We start from the raw sequence: 16,281 nt of genomic DNA on the forward strand, positions 1-16,281 counted from the left end.
AAGACGCGCCGTTCAGCCCGCTGGACCGCATCGGCCAGCTGACCATGCGCAACCTCGACATCACCGACACCCGCGCCAAGCTGGGCATCTACGCCCACACCGGCCTGCTGTCCCTGGGCGACGGCACGGCGGAGATCTTCAAGCTCGAAGGCGGCAAGTAAGCCACGACTGAAGAGGGTCCCTGCCAGGGCACCCGTGGAACCGGCTTTGCCGGGCCACTGGGTGCGTCCCCCTCAGGGGGAAGCCGCATAGCGGCGCAGGGGGAGTCAAATGACCACCGGCTCCGGCTCCAGCCGGATACCGAAGCGTTCGTAGACGCTGGTCTGGATGGCTTTCGCCAGGGTCATGACTTCGCCGCCGGTGCAGGGGTGTTCGGCGTCGCCCTTGTTCACCAGCACCAGCGCCTGCTTGTCGTACACGCCGGCGTGCCCCATGGTCTTGCCTTTCCAGCCGCAGGCGTCGATCAGCCAGCCCGCGGCCAGCTTGATGCTGCCGTCGTCCATGGGGTAGTGCACCACCTTGGGGTCGCGCGCGATGATGTCGGCGCACTGCTCGGGCGTGACGGTGGGGTTCTTGAAGAAGCTGCCGGCGTTGCCGATGACGGCCGGGTCGGGCAGCTTGGCACGACGGATGGCAACCACCCAGTCGAAGATCTGGCGCGCATCGGGCTGGCGGATGCCGGTCTCGTCCATCTTGCGTTCCAGGTCCAGGTAGCCGAGCACCGGCTTCCAGGCTTTGGGCAGCCAGAAGCGCACGCGGGTGATGAGCGCGCGGCCCGCGAGGCCGAAGCTCTGGTTGTCGGCGGCGACGTGTTTGAACACCGAGTCGCGGTAGCCGAAGCCGCACTGCGCGGCTTCGAGCGTGAAGGCTTCGCCGGTCTGCAGGTCGATGGCGTCCAGCGAATGGAAACGGTCTTGCAGCTCGACGCCGTAGGCGCCGATGTTCTGCACCGGCGAGGCACCCACGGTGCCGGGGATCAGCGCCAGGTTTTCCAGGCCTGGCCAGCCCTGGTCCAGGGTCCAGGCCACGAAGCCGTGCCAGTTTTCGCCGCCACCGGCTTCGACCAGCCAGCCCTTGTCGGTCTCTTCAACGAGGCGCCGGCCGGCCACCTCGACCTTGAGCACCAGGGCCTTGATGTCGCCGGTGATGACCAGGTTGCTGCCGCCCCCGAGCACGAAGCGCGGGGTGATGGCCCAGTCGGGCCGGGTCATGAGTTCGCGCACGTCGGCGTCGCTGCGGATGCGCGCGAGCTGCTGCGCACGGGCGGCGATGCCGAAGCTGTTGTAGGGCTGGAGGGGGGCCTGTTTCTCGACTAACATGCCCGGATTGTCTCATTCACCCTCAGCAGAGCCCGACCGCCATGCCCTCTTTCGACACCAAACTTGAAGCCGATTTCGTGGAAGTGAAAAACGCCGTGGAGAACACGGCCAAGGAGATCGGCACCCGCTTCGACTTCAAGGGCAGCAGCGCCGGCATCGAACTCAAGGACAAGGACATCACCCTGTTCGGCGACGCCGATTTTCAGCTCCAGCAGGTCGAGGACATCCTGCGCAACAAGCTGACCAAGCGCAACGTTGACGTGCGTTTCCTAGATGTCGGCAAGGTCGAGAAGATGGGCGGCGACAAGGTCAAGCAGGTCATCAAGGTCAAGAACGGTGTCAGCAGCGAAGACGGCAAGAAGATCCAGCAGGCCATCAAGGCCAGCAAGATGAAGGTGCAGGCCGCCATCCAGGGCGATGCGGTGCGCATCACCGGCGCCAAGCGCGATGACCTGCAGGCCGCGATCGCGCTGATCCGCAGCGAGATGAAGGACCTGCCGCTGTCGTTCGACAATTTCCGAGACTGAACATGCCCCCACGCTCCGCCGCTTCGCGGGTCGCGGCCCCCCAAGGGGACGCACCCGCCTTGGGGCGGCCCGACGGCGGGTGATGGTCCACCCCCGCGCCGCGCTGCGCGCGTCACTCCCTCAAGGGGGCGGCGTTGGCGGCCCGGCGAAGCCGGTTCCGCGACACCCTGGACGAAGACACCTCATGCGATTGAATCTTCTGCTCGCTGCCGCGCTGGGGCTCACGCCGCTGATGGGTCTTGCCCAGTCTGTCGCGCTGTCCGGGGTTTCTGGCAGCAAGGCCCTGGTGGTGATCGACGGGGCGGCGCCCCGCTTTCTGTCGGCCGGGCAGTCGCACCAGGGCGTGAAGCTGCTGAGCCTGCAGGGTGAAGCGGTGACGGTGGAGGTGAGCGGGCAGCGCCAGACGCTGCGCGTGGGCGATGCGCCGGTGAGCGTGGGCCGTGCGGCGCCCGCGGGCGGCGGTGGCCAGCGCATCGTGCTCACGGCCGACGGGCAAGGGCATTTCATGCCGGCGGGTCAGATCAATGGCAAAGCGGTGCAGTTCATGGTGGACACCGGCGCCACCAACGTGATCCTCAGTGAATCGGACGCGCGCCGCATCAACCTGCCCTTCGAAAAAGGACAGCAGGTGCGTGTCAGCACGGCCAATGGTGTGGTGCAGGGCCACGCACTGTCGTTGGACTCGGTGCGCGTCGGCGACGTGCAGGCCTATGGTGTTCAGGCCGTGGTGCTGCCGCAGTCCATGCCGTTTGTGCTGCTGGGCAACAGCTTCCTCAACCGTTTCCAGATGCAGCGGCAGAACGACCAGCTGACGCTGGAAAAACGGTTCTAGCCCCAGGTCAGGCCTGTGCGGCCGTGACCACGACCTCGATCTTCCAGGCCGGATCGGCCAGCGCGGCCTGCACCGTGGCGCGCGGCGGCGCGGTGCCAGGCACCACCCAGGCGTCCCAGACCTCGTTCATCACCCCGATCTCGCGGATGTCGGTCAGGTAGATCTGGGTGCGCAGGATGCGCGACTTGTCGCTGCCCGCGTCCTGCAGGCGCTGCTCTATCTGCGCCAGCACATCGGCGGTCTGGCTGCGGATGTCGGTGGCCTCGCCTTCGGGCACCATGCCGGCGAGGTAGACCACGCCGTTGAAGACCGCGGCCTCGCTGTACCGGGCGGCCATGCCGATGCGCTGGATATCACGGCTCATGATTTTTTCGCTCCCAGCTTGCTTTCCTTGCCGGCGATCAGCCGGTTGATGTTTTCGGCGTGGCGCCAGACCAGCAGCAGGCCCATGACGGCCAGGCTGAGGATCATCGTGTTTGGTGCGTTCCAGGCCACGTGGTGCCCAAACAGGTAGAAAGCGGGCGCGAAGACCGCCGTGACGATGGAGGCCAGCGACGAGTAGCGGAACGCGTAGGCCACGATGACCCAGGTTGCGAGCGCGGCCAGACCCAGCCAGGGCTCAAAACCGACGATGACGCCCGCGGCAGTGGCCACGCCCTTGCCGCCCACAAAGTGGAAGAACACCGGCCACAGGTGGCCCAGGAACGCGGCCAGACCGACCAGCGCCACGGTGCCATCACCCAGGCCGAAGGCCTCACCCCAGCCCTTGACCAGGAACACCGGCAGCCAGCCCTTGAGCGCGTCCAGCAGCAGCGTGAGGATGGCGGCCTTCTTGCTGCCCGAGCGCAGCACGTTGGTGGCACCCGGGTTCTTGCTGCCGTAGGTGCGCGGGTCCGACAGACCCATGGCGCGGCTGACGACCACGGCGAACGAAAGCGAGCCGATGAGGTAGGCCACGACGGTGGCGATGAGGGGGTACAGGGCTTCCAACATGCAGTTCCTTCTATGCGCCGACGGAGCGGCGATTGCCTCCGAGGGCCATCGCCTATTCTGCCAGCGCGCATTGCACGGGCCGGGCGCCCAGCGGCCCGGCCAGCACGGCCGGGTCGATGCCCACCAGAAAGCCGCGCCGCCCGCCGTTGATCCAGATCTTGGGCAGGTCCAGCACGGACGACTCGACGTACACCGGCATGGCGCGCTTGAGCCCGAAGGGCGAGGTGCCACCGACCAGGTAACCGCTGTGGCGGTTGGCCACCTCGGGCTTGCAGGGCTCGACCGACTTGGCGCCGATCTGCCGCGCCAGGTTTTTGGTGGACACGGTGCGGTTGCCGTGCATGAGGATGGCCAGCGGCTTGGCCGCCTCGTCCTGCATGATCAGGGTCTTGACCACGGCGAACGGGTCGAAGCCGAGCACCGCGGCGCTGTGCTGGGCGCCCCCGTGTTCCAAGTATTCGTAGGGATGTTCGGTGAAAACCACGCCATGCGCCTTGAGCCAGGCGGTGGCGGGGGTCTCGGAGATATGGGTCTCCCCCCTGCGCCGTTTCACGGCTTCCCCCCTCTCTGGCGCGCTTTCAGCGCTGGGAGGGGGGACGGCACCTCCGGCCAGGCGAAGCCAGTTCCGCGGTGCCTCTGGACGACACCTCCTCGCACGCGACGTTGAGGTCTCATTGCGCCGGGTCGCGCAGTTCCCAGCGGATGGCGTCAATCTGTTTCAGCAATTCGGGCGAGAGCTGCACGTCCCAGGCGTCCAGGCATTGGTCCAGCTGCGCCAGCGAGGTCACGCCGATGATGGTACTGGCCACCTTGGGGTTGCGGTAGCAGAAAGCCAGCGCCAGCTGTGCGGGCGTCAGGCCGTGTTCGCGCGCCAGTGCGTTGTAGCGCCTGGCCGCGGCCAGCGCCTCGGGGCGGCCCCAGCGCTGCGCCTTCATGCTGTCGTACAGCGCCATGCGACCGTGGTTCCCCACCAGCCCGGTTTCGTCGTATTTGCCGGTCAGCAGCCCAAAGCCCAGCGGCGAATACGCCAGCAGGTCCACGTTCAGGCGGTGGCAGGTTTCGTCCAGCCCGTTCTCATAGGTGCGGTGGATCAGGCAATACGGGTTCTGCACCGTGGCCACACGCGGCAAGCCCAGTTGCTCGGCCAGACGCACGAACTCGTGCACGCCATAGGGCGACTCGTTGGACAGGCCGATGGCCCGCACCTTGCCGGCCTTCACCAGTTCGGCCATGGCTTCGAGTTGCGCCTCGATGGACAGCGCCGCGCGGTCCTTGGCCGGGTCGAAATACAGCGCGCCGAAGGCCGGCACGTTGCGCGTCGGCCAGTGGATCTGGTAGAGGTCGATCACGTCGGTCTGCAGGCGGCGCAGGCTGCCTTCGCAGGCTTCGATGATGCCGGCCTTGCTCACCTCGCCGCGCAGCCAGGGCATGCCGCGCGCCGGGCCGGCGACCTTGGTGGCCAGCACCAGCTGCTGGCGCACGCCCGGGTGTCGGGCGAACCAGTTGCCGATGATGGTTTCGGTCGCGCCGCAGGTCTCGGCCTTGGCGGGCACCGAATACATCTCGGCCGCGTCCAGGAAGTTGACGCCACGCGCCAGGGAGCGGTCGAGGATGGCGTGGGCGTCGGCCTCGTTGACCTGCTCACCGAAGGTCATGGTGCCCAGGCAGATGGGGGTGACGCGCAACGGGCTTGTGCCCAATTCAACAGTGTTCATGCAAGTGTTTGTAAATGCGGTGGTCGGCGGTGGCAGTGCGCTCGTGCAGGCGCTAAGTTTAGGATGACGGGTCGCCCGCCGCTGGTCACCCGTGGGTCAACCCCGCAGACGGGTCGGCCTGCGTTTTCAACCCCCTAGGAGAACACCATGAACAAGCCATCTGTCCTGCGCTCGCTGACCCTCACCACGCTCGCCGCCACCATCGCCCTGGGCGGCTGCGCCAACATGACCGAAACCCAGCAAGGCACGGCCAAGGGGGCGGCCATTGGCGCCGCGGCCGGCGCGGTGCTGGGCGCCATCACCGGCGGCGGCAAGAGCGCCACCACCGGTGCCGTGATCGGCGCCGGCGCGGGGGCATTGGGCGGCTATGTCTGGTCCAAGAAGATGCAGGAACAGAAAGCCGCGATGGAAAAGGCCACGGCCGGCACGGGGGTGGCCGTGTCGCAGACGCCGGACAACCGGCTCAAGCTCGACATTCCCAGCGACATCTCGTTCGACGTCGGCCGTTCGGCCATCAAGTCCGACTTCGCGGGCGTGCTCAACCAGTTCGCCACCAGCCTGAACGCCAACACGGCCACCGTGGTGTCCATCGTCGGCCACACCGACAGCCAGGGCAGCGACGCGATCAACAACCCGCTGTCGGTGGACCGCGCCAACAGCGCGCGCGACTACCTGATCTCGCGCGGCGTGGCCGCCAACCGGTTCAACACCGAAGGCCGCGGCCCGCGCGAGCCAATCGCCGACAACAGCACCACCGAAGGCCGTGCGAAAAACCGCCGCGTGGAAATCTTCGTGGCCGAGCCGGCCACCACAGCCCAGAAATAAGGCCCCCACGCTCCACCGCGGAAGCGGGTCGCTACCCCCATAGGGGCTCTGCCTGCCTTGGGAGCGGCCGGGCGGCTGACCCGTCGGTCCCCACGCTCCACATCTGGTGCGGGTCACCAACGGGACGGGTTCACCCCCGTCCCGTTGCTGCTTTCCAGCGCGCCTCTTCCTGCAGACGCAACACGCGCCGTTGCACCTTGCCCGTGGTGGTCATGGGCAGGGTGTCGATGAACTCGATCTCCTTGGGGTACTCGTAAGGCGCGAGCTGCCCTTTCACGTGCCGCTGCAGTTCGGCGATCAGGGCGTCATCGCCCGGCACGCCCGGTGTCAGCACCACATAGGCCTTGACCACGGCGCCGCGTTCGGCGTCGGGCTTGGGCACCACGGCGGCGTTGGCCACGGCCGGGTGCTTGACCAGGCAGTTCTCGATCTCGCTGGGCCCGATGCGGTAGCCCGCGGCCTTGAACACATCGTCGCTGCGGCCCTGGTACCAGAGGTAGCCGTCGGCGTCGCGCGTGGCCAGGTCGCCGGTCCGGCACCACGCGTTCGCCATGTCGCCCGTGAACTTGGCGCGCGTGGCGGCTTCGTTCTTCCAGTAGCCCAGAAAGAAGATCGGGTCCGGGTCGCCGTGCACGTCCAGCCGGTGCACCGCCACATCGCCCGGCACGCCCACCGGGCATTCGTGGCCGTCGTCGTCGATCACCGCCACACGGTGGCCCGGATAGCCCTTGCCCATCGAGCCCGGTTTGGCTGGATAAAGGCGCGAGCAATTGCCGACGATGTAGTTGATCTCGGTCTGGCCGAACATCTCATTGACGGTCACGCCCAGCTGTTCGCGGCAGTAGGCGAACACCGCATCACCCACGGCTTCGCCTGCGCTCATGATGGCCTGCAGCTGCAAGCGGAAACGCTCGCCCGGCCGGGGCACGGCCTTCATCATGGCCTTGAGCGCCGTCGGGAACAGGAAGGTGTGCGTCACACCGTGGCGCTGCATCAGATCGAACGCCAGCTCGGGCGTGAAGCGCCCGTTGTGCGCCACGATGGGCCGGCCGAAATACAGGGTGGGCAGCAGCGCGTCCATCAGGCCGCCGGTCCAGGCCCAGTCGGCGGGCGACCAGAACACCGCTTCGCTGGGCGCCGACGCGTCCCAGGGGTCGAAGCCGAACCAGTTCTGGCTGCAGACGAAGCCGGTGAGGTTGCCGATCAGCGCCCGGTGCGGGATGAGCGCGCCCTTGGGGTTGCCGGTGGTGCCGCTGGTGTAGATCAGCACCGCGGCCTCGTCGGCCAGCGTGTCCACCGGTTTGAAGTGCGCCGGCTCCTGCGCCAGCACGGCCGCCCAGTCGAGCACGCCCGGGCCACCGCCCACGGCGATGACGCTGCGCAGCGCCGGGCTGTCGCCGCTGACGCCCTGCACCGCCGCCACCGTGCTGGCGTCGCACAGGGCGACCACGGCTTCGGAATCGTGCAGGCGAAAAGCCAGCGCGTCCGGCCCGAACAGCTGCGACAGCGGCATGCCCACCGCCCCCATCTGCAGCACCGCCATGTAGGCCACGGCGGTCTCGAAGCGTTGCGGCATGACGATGGCCACGCGGTCGCCACGGCGCACGCCCAGCGCGGCCAGCGCGTGGGACAGGCGGTTGGCCTGGGCCTGCAGCTGCGCATAGCTGTGCACCGCATCGGGCTGCCCGGGTGCGGTGGCGATCACCGCCGTCTGCTGCGCGCGCTGCGGGTCGTCGGCCCAGCGGTGCGCGCACACAGCGGCCATGTTGAAGCGCTCGGGCACCGACCAGCCAAAGCGCGCATGCAGCGCGGCGTGGTGATCGGGGGGGACAGCCGCGGTGTCGCGGCCTTGACGGCGTGCCATTCAGAGGTCTCCTGCGGATCTTTATGATGAATCGAATGTACCAAGCACGCCGCCCCTCCCGCAGCACTTTCGTGACCGTGCGCGACCTGCGCTACCACGTGCGCACCTGGGGCGACCCCGTTCCCGGCCAGGCACCGCTGGTGCTGGTGCACGGCTGGATGGACGTGGGTGCGTCCTGGCAGTTCATGGTCGATGCGCTGGAGCAGGAGCGCTGGGTGATCGCCCCCGACTGGCGCGGCTACGGCCTGACCCAAAGCCCGCAGCCGCGGCCCGACAGCTACTGGTTCGCCGACTACCTGGGCGACCTCGACGCCCTGCTCGACCACTTCTCGCCCGGCCAGCCGGTGGACCTGGTGGGCCACAGCATGGGCGGCAACGTGGCCATGATGTACGCGGGCGTGCGGCCGGCGCGCATCCGCCGCCTGGTCAACCTCGAAGGCTTCGGCCTGCCCGCCACGCGGCCGGCGCAGGCGCCCACGCGCCTGGCGCAGTGGCTGGACGAAATCCGGGCGCTGCGCCGCGGCGAGATGGACCTCAAGACCTACGACAGCGCCGACGGCGTGGCCCGCCGCCTGATGAAAACCAACCCGCGCCTGGGCGCCGACAAGGCCGCCTGGCTGGCACAGCACTGGGCCGCGCCCGACGCGCAAGGGCGCTGGGCGGTGCTGGGTGAAGCGGCGCACAAGGTGGTCAATCCGCAGCTCTACCGGGTGGACGAGGCGCTGGCCATTTACGCGCGCATCGCGGCGCCGGTGCTCTCGGTCACGGCCAGCGACGACAGCCTGGGCCAATGGTGGAAGGGCAAGTTCACGCTGACCGAGTACCGCGAGCGCCTGCGCCACGTGCCCCAGCTGACCGAGGCCCACATCGACGACGCCGGCCACATGCTGCAGCACGACCAGCCCGAACGGCTGGCGGCGCTGATCGAGGACTTTCTGGGCTAGGGCCTGCAGCCCGCCGCGATCTCGCGCCAGGTCTGGTCGTAGGCGCCGGTCGGGTCGGTCTGCAGATCGCTGTGGCCCAGCGGCCAGGTGCGCCAGTGTTTGGGCGAGGGCGCGGCCTCGTACAGCCGCCGCCCCAGCGCGATCGGCACCGTGTCGTCGCGGCTGCCATGCAAAAACCACAGGGGCGGTGCGACCTGGCCGATGGCGTCGATGGACGCCATGCGCTCGCCGCCCAGCAGCGTGAGCTGCCGCCCGAACCAGCCCACGCCGGCCTCGGCCACGTCCGGGAAGCTGGTGAACGCGCTTTCGAGCACCAGCGCGCAATAGGCCGGCGTGCCACGCAGGCGCTGCGCCAGGTGCACCGCCACCGCCGACCCCATGGAATGGCCGTAGATCACCCAGCGCACCGGGCGGCCGTCGCCGTCGCGCGGCGCGGCGGCTTGCAGCGCCTGCCAGGCGGCCCAGGCGTCGTCGTGGATGCTCTGCTCGCTGGGCACGCGCGGGCTGGAGGCGCCCCAGCCGCGGTAGTCGGGCATGGACACGTCCAGCCCCGCGCGCAGCATGGGCCCGGCCTTGCCCAGGTTCTGCCAGGCGTGGCGGTAGGTGCCGTGCAGGTAGAACACCCGCACCGGCGCCACCTGGCCGGGCTGGGCGGCCACCTGCAGCACCTGCACCTGCTCGCCGGGGGTGACTGCGTCCACCGCCAACGCCGAGACGTCCGACCGTGTGGCCAGCAGGCGCTGCCACTCGGCCATCCCCTGCAGCACGCTGGGACGGTAGATCTTCTGGCGCTGCCAGTCGTGCAGCGCTGCGCAGCCCGACAGCCCCCACACCACCAGCCACACGGCCAGCCACCGCACCCCTGCGGAGAAGGATCTTGTTTCAGGTGTTGACCTGGGCTTCATGTTCACGCGGCACAATGGCAATATTGTTACTTTTGACTTAAGGATTGTTCCATGCCGTTGCGTCTAGGCGCCGTGCTGCTGGCCACGGTTTTAGCAACCCCCTCTTGGGCCGCTGATTGGTCTGCGTGTCCTGGCTGGGATCAGGCGGCCGCCGATGAAAGCTCGTATGGCTACTGGGCGTTTGCTTCTCCCTACACCTACCACTGGTCCGACGAAAACGCGAAGGATCACCGGTCGGTCGTCGCGCTGAGTATCAGCCGCCAACTGCCCAACCAGCGTTTCTGCGGCGCCAGCCTTTTCCGCAACTCCTTCGGTCAACCGTCGGCCTACGCATTCACGGGATGGCTCTGGCCTCAGCCGCTCAAGGCGTACCCCGAGGTGTACGCCACGGTCAGCGCCGGCATCATCTACGGCTACGTGGGTGAATTCAAGGACAAGGTGCCGCTGAACTTCGGGGGATTCTCGCCCGTGGTCATACCGACCGTGGGCTACCGGCTCACCCCGCAACTGGCGGTCGAGGTTCAGGTGTTGGGCACAGCCGCCGTCATGTTCGGCACCAGCTGGCGTTTTTGAGACGGCGCCAGCCCCGTCGCGCGCGGCACGGCGCATGAGAAAATCGGGGGTTTCGTGGCCCGGACCGCTCACCTCTCCGTGTGCGGTCCACGACCACGCCCACCGCCTTTTTCGAGAGAACACCATGGAAGCCGAACGCACCAACGCCATCCGCAATCAACTGGCCGACCTCAGCGCACGCGTGGTCGAGCTCCGGAGGTATCTTTGACTACGATGCCAAGGCATTGAAGCTCTCGGAGGTCACCAGCGCGCTGGAAGACCCCACCGTCTGGGACAACCCCAAACGCGCCCAGGAACTGGGCAAAGAGAAAAAATCGCTGGAAGACGTGGTGCTCGGTCTGGACCGGCTGGCCGGCGAGCTGAACGACAACAGCGAGCTGTTCGAGATGTCCGAGGCCGACGGCGACGACGCCGGGCTGGTCACCATCGAAGGTGAAGCGGCCAAGGTCGCCGCCGAGGTCGAGAAGCTCGAATTCCGCCGCATGTTCAACAACCCGGCCGACCCGCTGAACTGCTTCGTCGACATCCAGGCCGGCGCCGGCGGCACCGAAGCCTGCGACTGGGCCAGCATGCTGCTGCGCCAGTACCTCAAGTACGCCGAGCGCAAGGGCTTCAAGACCACGGTCGAGGACGAAACCCCGGGCGACACCGCCGGCATCAAGAGCGCCACCATCAAGATCGAGGGCGAATACGCCTTCGGCCTGCTGCGCACTGAGACCGGTGTGCACCGCCTGGTGCGCAAGAGCCCGTTCGACAGCTCAGGGGGCCGCCACACCTCGTTCGCCTCGCTGTTCGTCTACCCGGAAGTCGACGACTCGATCGAGATCGACATCAACCCGGCCGACGTGCGCACCGACACCTTCCGCGCCTCGGGCGCCGGTGGCCAGCACATCAACAAGACCGACTCGGCCGTGCGACTGACGCACATCCCGACCGGCATCGTGGTGCAGTGCCAGGACGGCCGCAGCCAGCACAGCAACCGCGACGTGGCGTGGAAGCGCCTGCGCTCGCGCCTGTACGACTTTGAGCTGCGCAAGCAACAGGAAGAGCAGCAGAAGCTCGAAGACACCAAGACCGATGTGGGCTGGGGTCACCAGATCCGCAGCTACGTGCTGGACAACAGCCGCATCAAGGACCTGCGCACCAACGTCGAAATCTCGGCCACGCAGAAAGTGCTGGACGGGGACCTCGATCCGTTCATCGAAGCTTCTTTGAAGCAAGGAGTCTGAGCATGAGCGCTTTGCGTGAAGGTGCGACCACCGTGGTCCGCCGTGAGGACTACACCGCCCCCGCCTACTGGATCGACACCGTCGATCTGAGTTTCGACCTCGACCCGGCCAAGACCCGCGTGCTCAACCGCATGCGCCTGCGCCGCAACGCCGACGTGCCCGCACAGGCACTGCGGCTGGCCGGCGAGGATCTGAACCTCGCGCGCGTGCTGGTCAACGGCGGCGGCTGTTCGTTCAAGATGGACGGCCAGACCCTGGTGCTGGAGAACCTGCCCGAAGGCACCGAGCCCTTCGATCTGGAAATCTTCACCACCTGCGCGCCCGAGAAGAACACCCAGCTCATGGGCCTGTACGTGAGCCAGGGCACCTTCTTCACGCAATGCGAAGCCGAGGGCTTTCGCCGCATCACCTACTTCCTGGACCGTCCGGACGTGATGGCCAGCTACACCGTGACGCTGCGCGCCGACAAGGCCAAGTACCCGGTGCTGCTGTCCAACGGCAACCTGGTCGAGCAAGGTGCGCTGCCCGACGGCCGCCACTTCGCCAAGTGGGTCGACCCGCACAAGAAGCCCTGCTACCTGTTCGCCCTGGTGGCGGGCCAGCTGGTGGCGCGCGAACAGCGCATCGTGGCCCGCAACGGCCGCGAGCACCTGCTGCAGGTCTACGTGCGCCCCGGCGACATGGACAAGACCGAGCACGCCATGAACTCGCTGATCGCCAGCGTGATCTGGGACGAAGCCCGCTTCGGCCTGCCGCTCGATCTGGAGCGCTTCATGATCGTCGCCACCAGCGACTTCAACATGGGCGCGATGGAGAACAAGGGCCTGAACATCTTCAACACCAAGTACGTGCTGGCGAACCAGGCCACCGCGACCGACGCCGACTACGCCAACATCGAAAGTGTGGTGGGCCACGAGTACTTCCACAACTGGACCGGCAACCGCGTCACCTGCCGCGACTGGTTCCAGCTCAGCCTGAAGGAAGGCCTGACCGTCTTCCGCGACCAGGAGTTCAGCCAGGATCTGGCGGGCGACCTGTCGGCGCGCGCCGTCAAGCGCATCGAAGACGTGCGCGTGCTGCGCACCGCCCAGTTCCCCGAAGACGCGGGCCCCATGGCCCACCCGGTGCGGCCCGACAGCTACGTCGAGATCAACAACTTCTACACCGTCACCATCTACGAAAAGGGTGCCGAGGTCGTGCGCATGATGCAGACCCTGGTGGGGCGCGCCGGCTTTGCCGCCGGCATGAAGCTGTACTTCGAACGCCACGACGGCAGCGCGGTGACCTGCGATCACTTCGCCCAGGCCATGGCCGACGCCAACCCGGCCAGCGACCTGGCCCGCCTGTTGCCGCAGTTCAAGCGCTGGTACAGCCAGGCCGGCACGCCGGTGGTGCAGGCGCGCGGCGTGTACGACGCGGCGGCGCGCAGCTACACCCTCACCTTCACCCAGTCTTGTGCACCGACACCCGGCCAGGCGCTCAAAGAGCCGTTCGTGATCCCGGTGGCCATCGGCCTGCTCGACGCCGCGGGCAACGACCTGCCGCTGCAGCTGCCGCACTGGCAACAGGCCGAAAGCGGCACGCGCAGCTTCGTGCTGACGCAGGAAAGCGAGCGCTTCACCTTCGTCAACATCGACGCCGAGCCGGTGCCCTCGCTGCTGCGCGGCTTCTCGGCCCCGGTGGTGCTGGACATCGACTACACCGACGACCAGCTGCTGCACCTGCTGGCGCACGACAGCGACCCCTTCAACCGCTGGGAAGCCGGCCAGCGCCTGACGCTGCGCCGCGCCCTGCACGCCGTGCAGGCCGGCACCCCGGTGACCGCGCCGCTGGACGCCCCCGTGCTCGAAGCGCTGCGCCACGTGCTGCACCACCCCACGCTGGACGCTGCGTTCAAGGAACTGGTGCTCACGTTGCCCAGCGAAACCTACATCGCCGAACAGCTGGCCGTGGTGGACCCGCAGCGCGTGCACGCGGTGCGCGAAGCCATGCGCGATCAGCTGGCCAACGCCCTGCACGACGACTGGGTCTGGGCCTACGAGCAGCACCGGGACAACGGCGCCTACCGCCCCGACCCGCGCAGCACCGGCCGCCGCGCCCTGGCCGGCCTGGCCCTGCACATGCTGTGCCTGGCCGCGCGCGAGAGCGGTGATCCGGTCTGGCCGGGCAAGGCCTACCAGCGCGTCAAGGACGCCAGCAACATGACCGATCGGTTCAACGCCCTGTCCGCCCTGGTGGCCAGTGGCCAGCCGCTGGCACAGGACGCGCTGGGCCGCTTCCACGCCCTGTTCAAGCAGGACGCGCTGGTGCTGGACAAATGGTTCGCGCTGCAGGCCGGCCAGCCCGACCGCGGCGGCCAGGTGCTGCCGCTGGTGCGCCAGCTGCTGGCCCATCCGGACTTCCAGATCAAGAACCCGAACCGCGCGCGCAGCGTGATCTTCAGCTACTGCAACGCCAACCCGGGCGCGTTCCACCGTGCCGATGCGGCCGGCTACGTGTTCTGGAGCGAGCGCGTGCTGGAACTCGACGCCTTCAACCCGCAGGTCGCCGCCCGCCTGGCGCGCGCGCTCGATCGCTGGAAGAAACTGGCCGAACCCTACCGCAGCGCCGCCCGCGAAGCGATCGCCCGCGTGGCCACCAAGAGCGACCTGAGCAACGATGTGCGCGAGGTCGTGACCCGCGCCCTCGCCGAATAAGGAGGACCCATGAGCAAGAAAATTTCCCTGACCCGCTACCTCGTCGAACAGCAGCGCGTCGACGGTCACATCCCGGGCGATCTGCGCCTGCTGCTGGAGGTGGTGGCGCGCTCGTGCAAGAGCATCAGCCAGGCCGTCAACAAGGGCGATCTGGGCGGCATCCTCGGCTCGGCCGACACCGAGAACGTGCAGGGCGAGATGCAGAAGCAGCTGGACATCATCGCCAACGAGGTGCTGATCGAAGCCAACGAATGGGGCGGCCACCTGGCGGCCATGGCCAGCGAAGAGATGGACAGCATCTACGTGGTGCCCAACCGCTATCCGCAGGGCGAATACCTGCTGATGTTCGACCCGCTGGACGGCTCGTCCAACATCGACGTGAACGTCAGCATCGGCACCATCTTCAGCGTGCTCAAGAAGCCCGAAGGCAGCCCCGGCGTGTGCGAGGCCGACTTCCTGCAACCCGGCACCCAGCAGGTGGCCGCCGGCTACTGCGTCTACGGCCCGCAGACCACCCTGGTGCTCACCGTGGGCGACGGCGTGGCCATGTTCACCCTGGACCGCGAGCAGGGTTCGTTCGTGCTGATCAAAGAAAACGTGCAGATCCCGCCCGACACCAAGGAATTCGCCATCAACATGAGCAACATGCGCCACTGGGCCGAGCCGGTGAAGCGCTATGTGGACGAATGCCTGGCCGGCAAGGAAGGCCCGCGCGGCAAGGACTTCAACATGCGCTGGATCGCCTCCATGGTGGCCGACGTGCACCGCATCCTCACGCGCGGCGGCGTTTTCATGTACCCCTGGGACAAGCGTGAACCGGAAAAGGCCGGCAAGCTGCGCCTGATGTACGAAGCCAACCCCATGGCCTGGCTGGTCGAACAGGCCGGCGGCGCCGCCACCAACGGCCGCCAGCGCATCCTGGAGATCCAGCCGACCAAGCTGCACGAACGCGTCAGTGTGGTGCTGGGCTCGAAGAACGAAGTCGAGCGGATCACCAGCTACCACAGCACGCTATAATCTTGGGCTACAAGCCGGTGTAGCTCAGTCGGTAGAGCAGCTCATTCGTAATGAGAAGGTCGGGTGTTCGATTCATCTCTCCGGCACCAAAACCAAAAACCCCGCTTCGATCACTCGAAGCGGGGTTTTTTCATGCCCGGCGTCCGCAGGCCGTGACCTGCGGACGATGAAGCGCAGGCTCAGGCCACCATGCCGGGGTTGCCCTGCATGCCCATCAGTTTGGGTGTGTTGATCTTGCGCGGGGTGATGGTCTTGTGGTTCTTGAAGTAGGCCTCCATCACGTCCCAGATCGGTTCGCCCTTGGCGCCTTCGGCCACCGGTGCCCAGCCGGCCACCTTGTAGGTCTTGCCGGCCTCGATGGTCTTGCCTTTGAGCATCATGTTGCTGATGCGCTGGCCCGATGCGGCCTTGGGGTCGCAGGTGTAGGCCAGGCCGCCCACGCGCACCATGTCACCGCCCTGCTGGTAGTACGGGTCGGGGTTGAACAGGTTGTCGCACACATCTTCGAGCACGGTCTTGATGGTCTCGCCGGACATTTCGGTCAGCGTGCTGGTCGGGTAGGTGATGGCCACCTGATCCATCATCAGTTCGCGCGTGATGGCCTGGCCCGGCAGGATGGTGGTGCCCCAGCGGAAGCCGGGCGAGAAGGCCAGGTCGGCGCCTTTGACTTCCATCAGCGCGTCCACGATGAGCTGGTCCCATGAACCGTTGAAGTTGCCACGGCGGTAGAGCAGGCCTTCGGACACGGCCAGCTGCTCGTCGAGCTTGGCCTTGTAGGGCGCGCGCACCTTGTCGATGTAGGCCTGCATCTCGGTGTCGGCCGGCAGCAGGTTGGCGAACAC

The 16,281-nt window shown here is 67.4% G+C and carries 16 protein-coding genes, 1 tRNA gene and 1 pseudogene; 10 read left to right on the forward strand and 8 right to left on the reverse strand.

Annotated features, from left to right (window positions below; all coding sequences use genetic code 11):
- A pseudogene (locus RMP09_RS17800) lies at positions 1–161 on the forward strand (argininosuccinate synthase); the annotation flags it as partial.
- Positions 162–266: 105 nt separating this feature from the next.
- Here RMP09_RS17800 and murB read toward each other — a convergent pair.
- Positions 267–1,319, reverse strand: a complete 1,053-nt coding sequence (gene murB / locus RMP09_RS17805; RefSeq protein WP_310567313.1) for a UDP-N-acetylmuramate dehydrogenase — start codon at positions 1,317–1,319, stop codon at positions 267–269.
- Between the two features lie 41 nt (positions 1,320–1,360).
- Between murB and RMP09_RS17810 the strand changes: the two genes are divergently transcribed.
- Both RMP09_RS17810 and RMP09_RS17815 read left to right on the forward strand, forming a co-directional pair.
- Positions 1,361–1,846, forward strand: coding sequence for a YajQ family cyclic di-GMP-binding protein (locus RMP09_RS17810; RefSeq protein ID WP_310567314.1), 486 nt, complete (start codon positions 1,361–1,363; stop codon positions 1,844–1,846).
- 184 nt (positions 1,847–2,030) lie between these two features.
- Positions 2,031–2,678 (forward strand): retropepsin-like aspartic protease, encoded by a 648-nt coding sequence (locus RMP09_RS17815; RefSeq protein ID WP_310567315.1) that lies wholly within the window; start codon positions 2,031–2,033, stop codon positions 2,676–2,678.
- 7 nt (positions 2,679–2,685) lie between these two features.
- On the opposite strand, the gene RMP09_RS17820 is transcribed toward RMP09_RS17815, so the two are convergent.
- The 4 genes from RMP09_RS17820 to RMP09_RS17835 form a co-directional block, all read right to left on the reverse strand.
- A complete protein-coding gene (locus RMP09_RS17820) occupies positions 2,686–3,042 on the reverse strand; it encodes a RidA family protein (protein ID WP_310567316.1) in 357 nt (118 codons plus the stop codon).
- Positions 3,039–3,668, reverse strand: coding sequence for a glycerol-3-phosphate 1-O-acyltransferase PlsY (gene plsY / locus RMP09_RS17825; RefSeq protein ID WP_310567328.1), 630 nt, complete (start codon positions 3,666–3,668; stop codon positions 3,039–3,041). Before plsY ends, RMP09_RS17820 begins: the two co-directional genes overlap by 4 nt.
- A 55-nt stretch (positions 3,669–3,723) precedes the next feature.
- The gene (locus tag RMP09_RS17830) at positions 3,724–4,224 is read right to left on the reverse strand and encodes an aminoacyl-tRNA deacylase (protein WP_310567317.1); all 501 of its coding nucleotides are present in this window, start codon (positions 4,222–4,224) and stop codon (positions 3,724–3,726) included.
- A 118-nt stretch (positions 4,225–4,342) separates the two neighbouring features.
- Positions 4,343–5,386: an aldo/keto reductase gene (locus RMP09_RS17835; RefSeq protein ID WP_310567318.1), complete on the reverse strand. Its 1,044-nt coding sequence runs from the start codon at positions 5,384–5,386 to the stop codon at positions 4,343–4,345.
- 147 nt (positions 5,387–5,533) lie between these two features.
- Between RMP09_RS17835 and RMP09_RS17840 the strand changes: the two genes are divergently transcribed.
- Positions 5,534–6,211 (forward strand): OmpA family protein, encoded by a 678-nt coding sequence (locus RMP09_RS17840; protein ID WP_310567319.1) that lies wholly within the window; start codon positions 5,534–5,536, stop codon positions 6,209–6,211.
- A 130-nt stretch (positions 6,212–6,341) separates the two neighbouring features.
- Here RMP09_RS17840 and RMP09_RS17845 read toward each other — a convergent pair whose 3' ends face one another.
- Positions 6,342–8,075, reverse strand: a complete 1,734-nt coding sequence (locus RMP09_RS17845; protein WP_310567320.1) for an acyl-CoA synthetase — start codon at positions 8,073–8,075, stop codon at positions 6,342–6,344.
- Positions 8,076–8,110: 35 nt separating this feature from the next.
- Here RMP09_RS17845 and RMP09_RS17850 point away from each other — a divergent pair, with 35 nt between their 5' ends.
- The gene (locus tag RMP09_RS17850; RefSeq protein WP_310567321.1) at positions 8,111–9,019 is read left to right on the forward strand and encodes an alpha/beta hydrolase; all 909 of its coding nucleotides are present in this window, start codon (positions 8,111–8,113) and stop codon (positions 9,017–9,019) included.
- Here RMP09_RS17850 and RMP09_RS17855 read toward each other — a convergent pair.
- Positions 9,016–9,864: an alpha/beta hydrolase gene (locus tag RMP09_RS17855; protein WP_310567322.1), complete on the reverse strand. Its 849-nt coding sequence runs from the start codon at positions 9,862–9,864 to the stop codon at positions 9,016–9,018. The genes RMP09_RS17850 and RMP09_RS17855 overlap by 4 nt on opposite strands.
- A gap of 111 nt (positions 9,865–9,975) precedes the next feature.
- Here RMP09_RS17855 and RMP09_RS17860 point away from each other — a divergent pair, with 111 nt between their 5' ends.
- The 5 genes from RMP09_RS17860 (at position 9,976) to RMP09_RS17880 (ending at position 15,528) form a co-directional block, all read left to right on the forward strand.
- Entirely contained in the window at positions 9,976–10,497 is a 522-nt protein-coding gene (locus RMP09_RS17860; protein ID WP_310567323.1) for a hypothetical protein, read from the forward strand.
- Between the two features lie 124 nt (positions 10,498–10,621).
- A protein-coding gene (gene prfB, locus RMP09_RS17865; protein WP_310567324.1) for a peptide chain release factor 2 occupies positions 10,622–11,726 on the forward strand; the annotation gives its coding sequence in 2 pieces (ribosomal slippage) (positions 10,622–10,702 and positions 10,704–11,726; 1,104 coding nt in all).
- A 2-nt stretch (positions 11,727–11,728) separates the two neighbouring features.
- A complete protein-coding gene (gene pepN, locus RMP09_RS17870) occupies positions 11,729–14,422 on the forward strand; it encodes an aminopeptidase N (protein ID WP_310567325.1) in 2,694 nt (897 codons plus the stop codon).
- Positions 14,423–14,431: 9 nt separating this feature from the next.
- Positions 14,432–15,439: a class 1 fructose-bisphosphatase gene (locus tag RMP09_RS17875; protein WP_310567326.1), complete on the forward strand. Its 1,008-nt coding sequence runs from the start codon at positions 14,432–14,434 to the stop codon at positions 15,437–15,439.
- A 13-nt stretch (positions 15,440–15,452) separates the two neighbouring features.
- Positions 15,453–15,528: transfer RNA gene (locus RMP09_RS17880), tRNA-Thr, on the forward strand.
- A gap of 90 nt (positions 15,529–15,618) precedes the next feature.
- Here the strand turns inward: RMP09_RS17880 and RMP09_RS17885 are convergent.
- On the reverse strand, positions 15,619–16,281 hold a 663-nt coding region (locus RMP09_RS17885), incomplete at its 5' end, for a 5'-nucleotidase C-terminal domain-containing protein (RefSeq protein ID WP_310567327.1).

It is taken from the genome of Hydrogenophaga sp. (assembly GCF_031426985.1).
Taxonomy (GTDB): domain Bacteria; phylum Pseudomonadota; class Gammaproteobacteria; order Burkholderiales; family Burkholderiaceae_C; genus Hydrogenophaga.

What these genes read in the sequence shown, in the direction of transcription:
- murB (WP_310567313.1), bottom strand. Translation starts at nt 1,319, where the DNA reads ATGTTAGTCGAGAAACAGGCCCCCCTCCAGCCCTACAACAGCTTCGGC.
- RMP09_RS17810 (WP_310567314.1), top strand. Translation starts at nt 1,361, where the DNA reads ATGCCCTCTTTCGACACCAAACTTGAAGCCGATTTCGTGGAAGTGAAA.
- RMP09_RS17815 (WP_310567315.1), top strand. Translation starts at nt 2,031, where the DNA reads ATGCGATTGAATCTTCTGCTCGCTGCCGCGCTGGGGCTCACGCCGCTG.
- RMP09_RS17820 (WP_310567316.1), bottom strand. Translation starts at nt 3,042, where the DNA reads ATGAGCCGTGATATCCAGCGCATCGGCATGGCCGCCCGGTACAGCGAG.
- RMP09_RS17835 (WP_310567318.1), bottom strand. Translation starts at nt 5,386, where the DNA reads ATGAACACTGTTGAATTGGGCACAAGCCCGTTGCGCGTCACCCCCATC.
- RMP09_RS17840 (WP_310567319.1), top strand. Translation starts at nt 5,534, where the DNA reads ATGAACAAGCCATCTGTCCTGCGCTCGCTGACCCTCACCACGCTCGCC.
- RMP09_RS17845 (WP_310567320.1), bottom strand. Translation starts at nt 8,075, where the DNA reads ATGGCACGCCGTCAAGGCCGCGACACCGCGGCTGTCCCCCCCGATCAC.
- RMP09_RS17850 (WP_310567321.1), top strand. Translation starts at nt 8,111, where the DNA reads ATGTACCAAGCACGCCGCCCCTCCCGCAGCACTTTCGTGACCGTGCGC.
- RMP09_RS17860 (WP_310567323.1), top strand. Translation starts at nt 9,976, where the DNA reads ATGCCGTTGCGTCTAGGCGCCGTGCTGCTGGCCACGGTTTTAGCAACC.
- pepN (WP_310567325.1), top strand. Translation starts at nt 11,729, where the DNA reads ATGAGCGCTTTGCGTGAAGGTGCGACCACCGTGGTCCGCCGTGAGGAC.
- RMP09_RS17875 (WP_310567326.1), top strand. Translation starts at nt 14,432, where the DNA reads ATGAGCAAGAAAATTTCCCTGACCCGCTACCTCGTCGAACAGCAGCGC.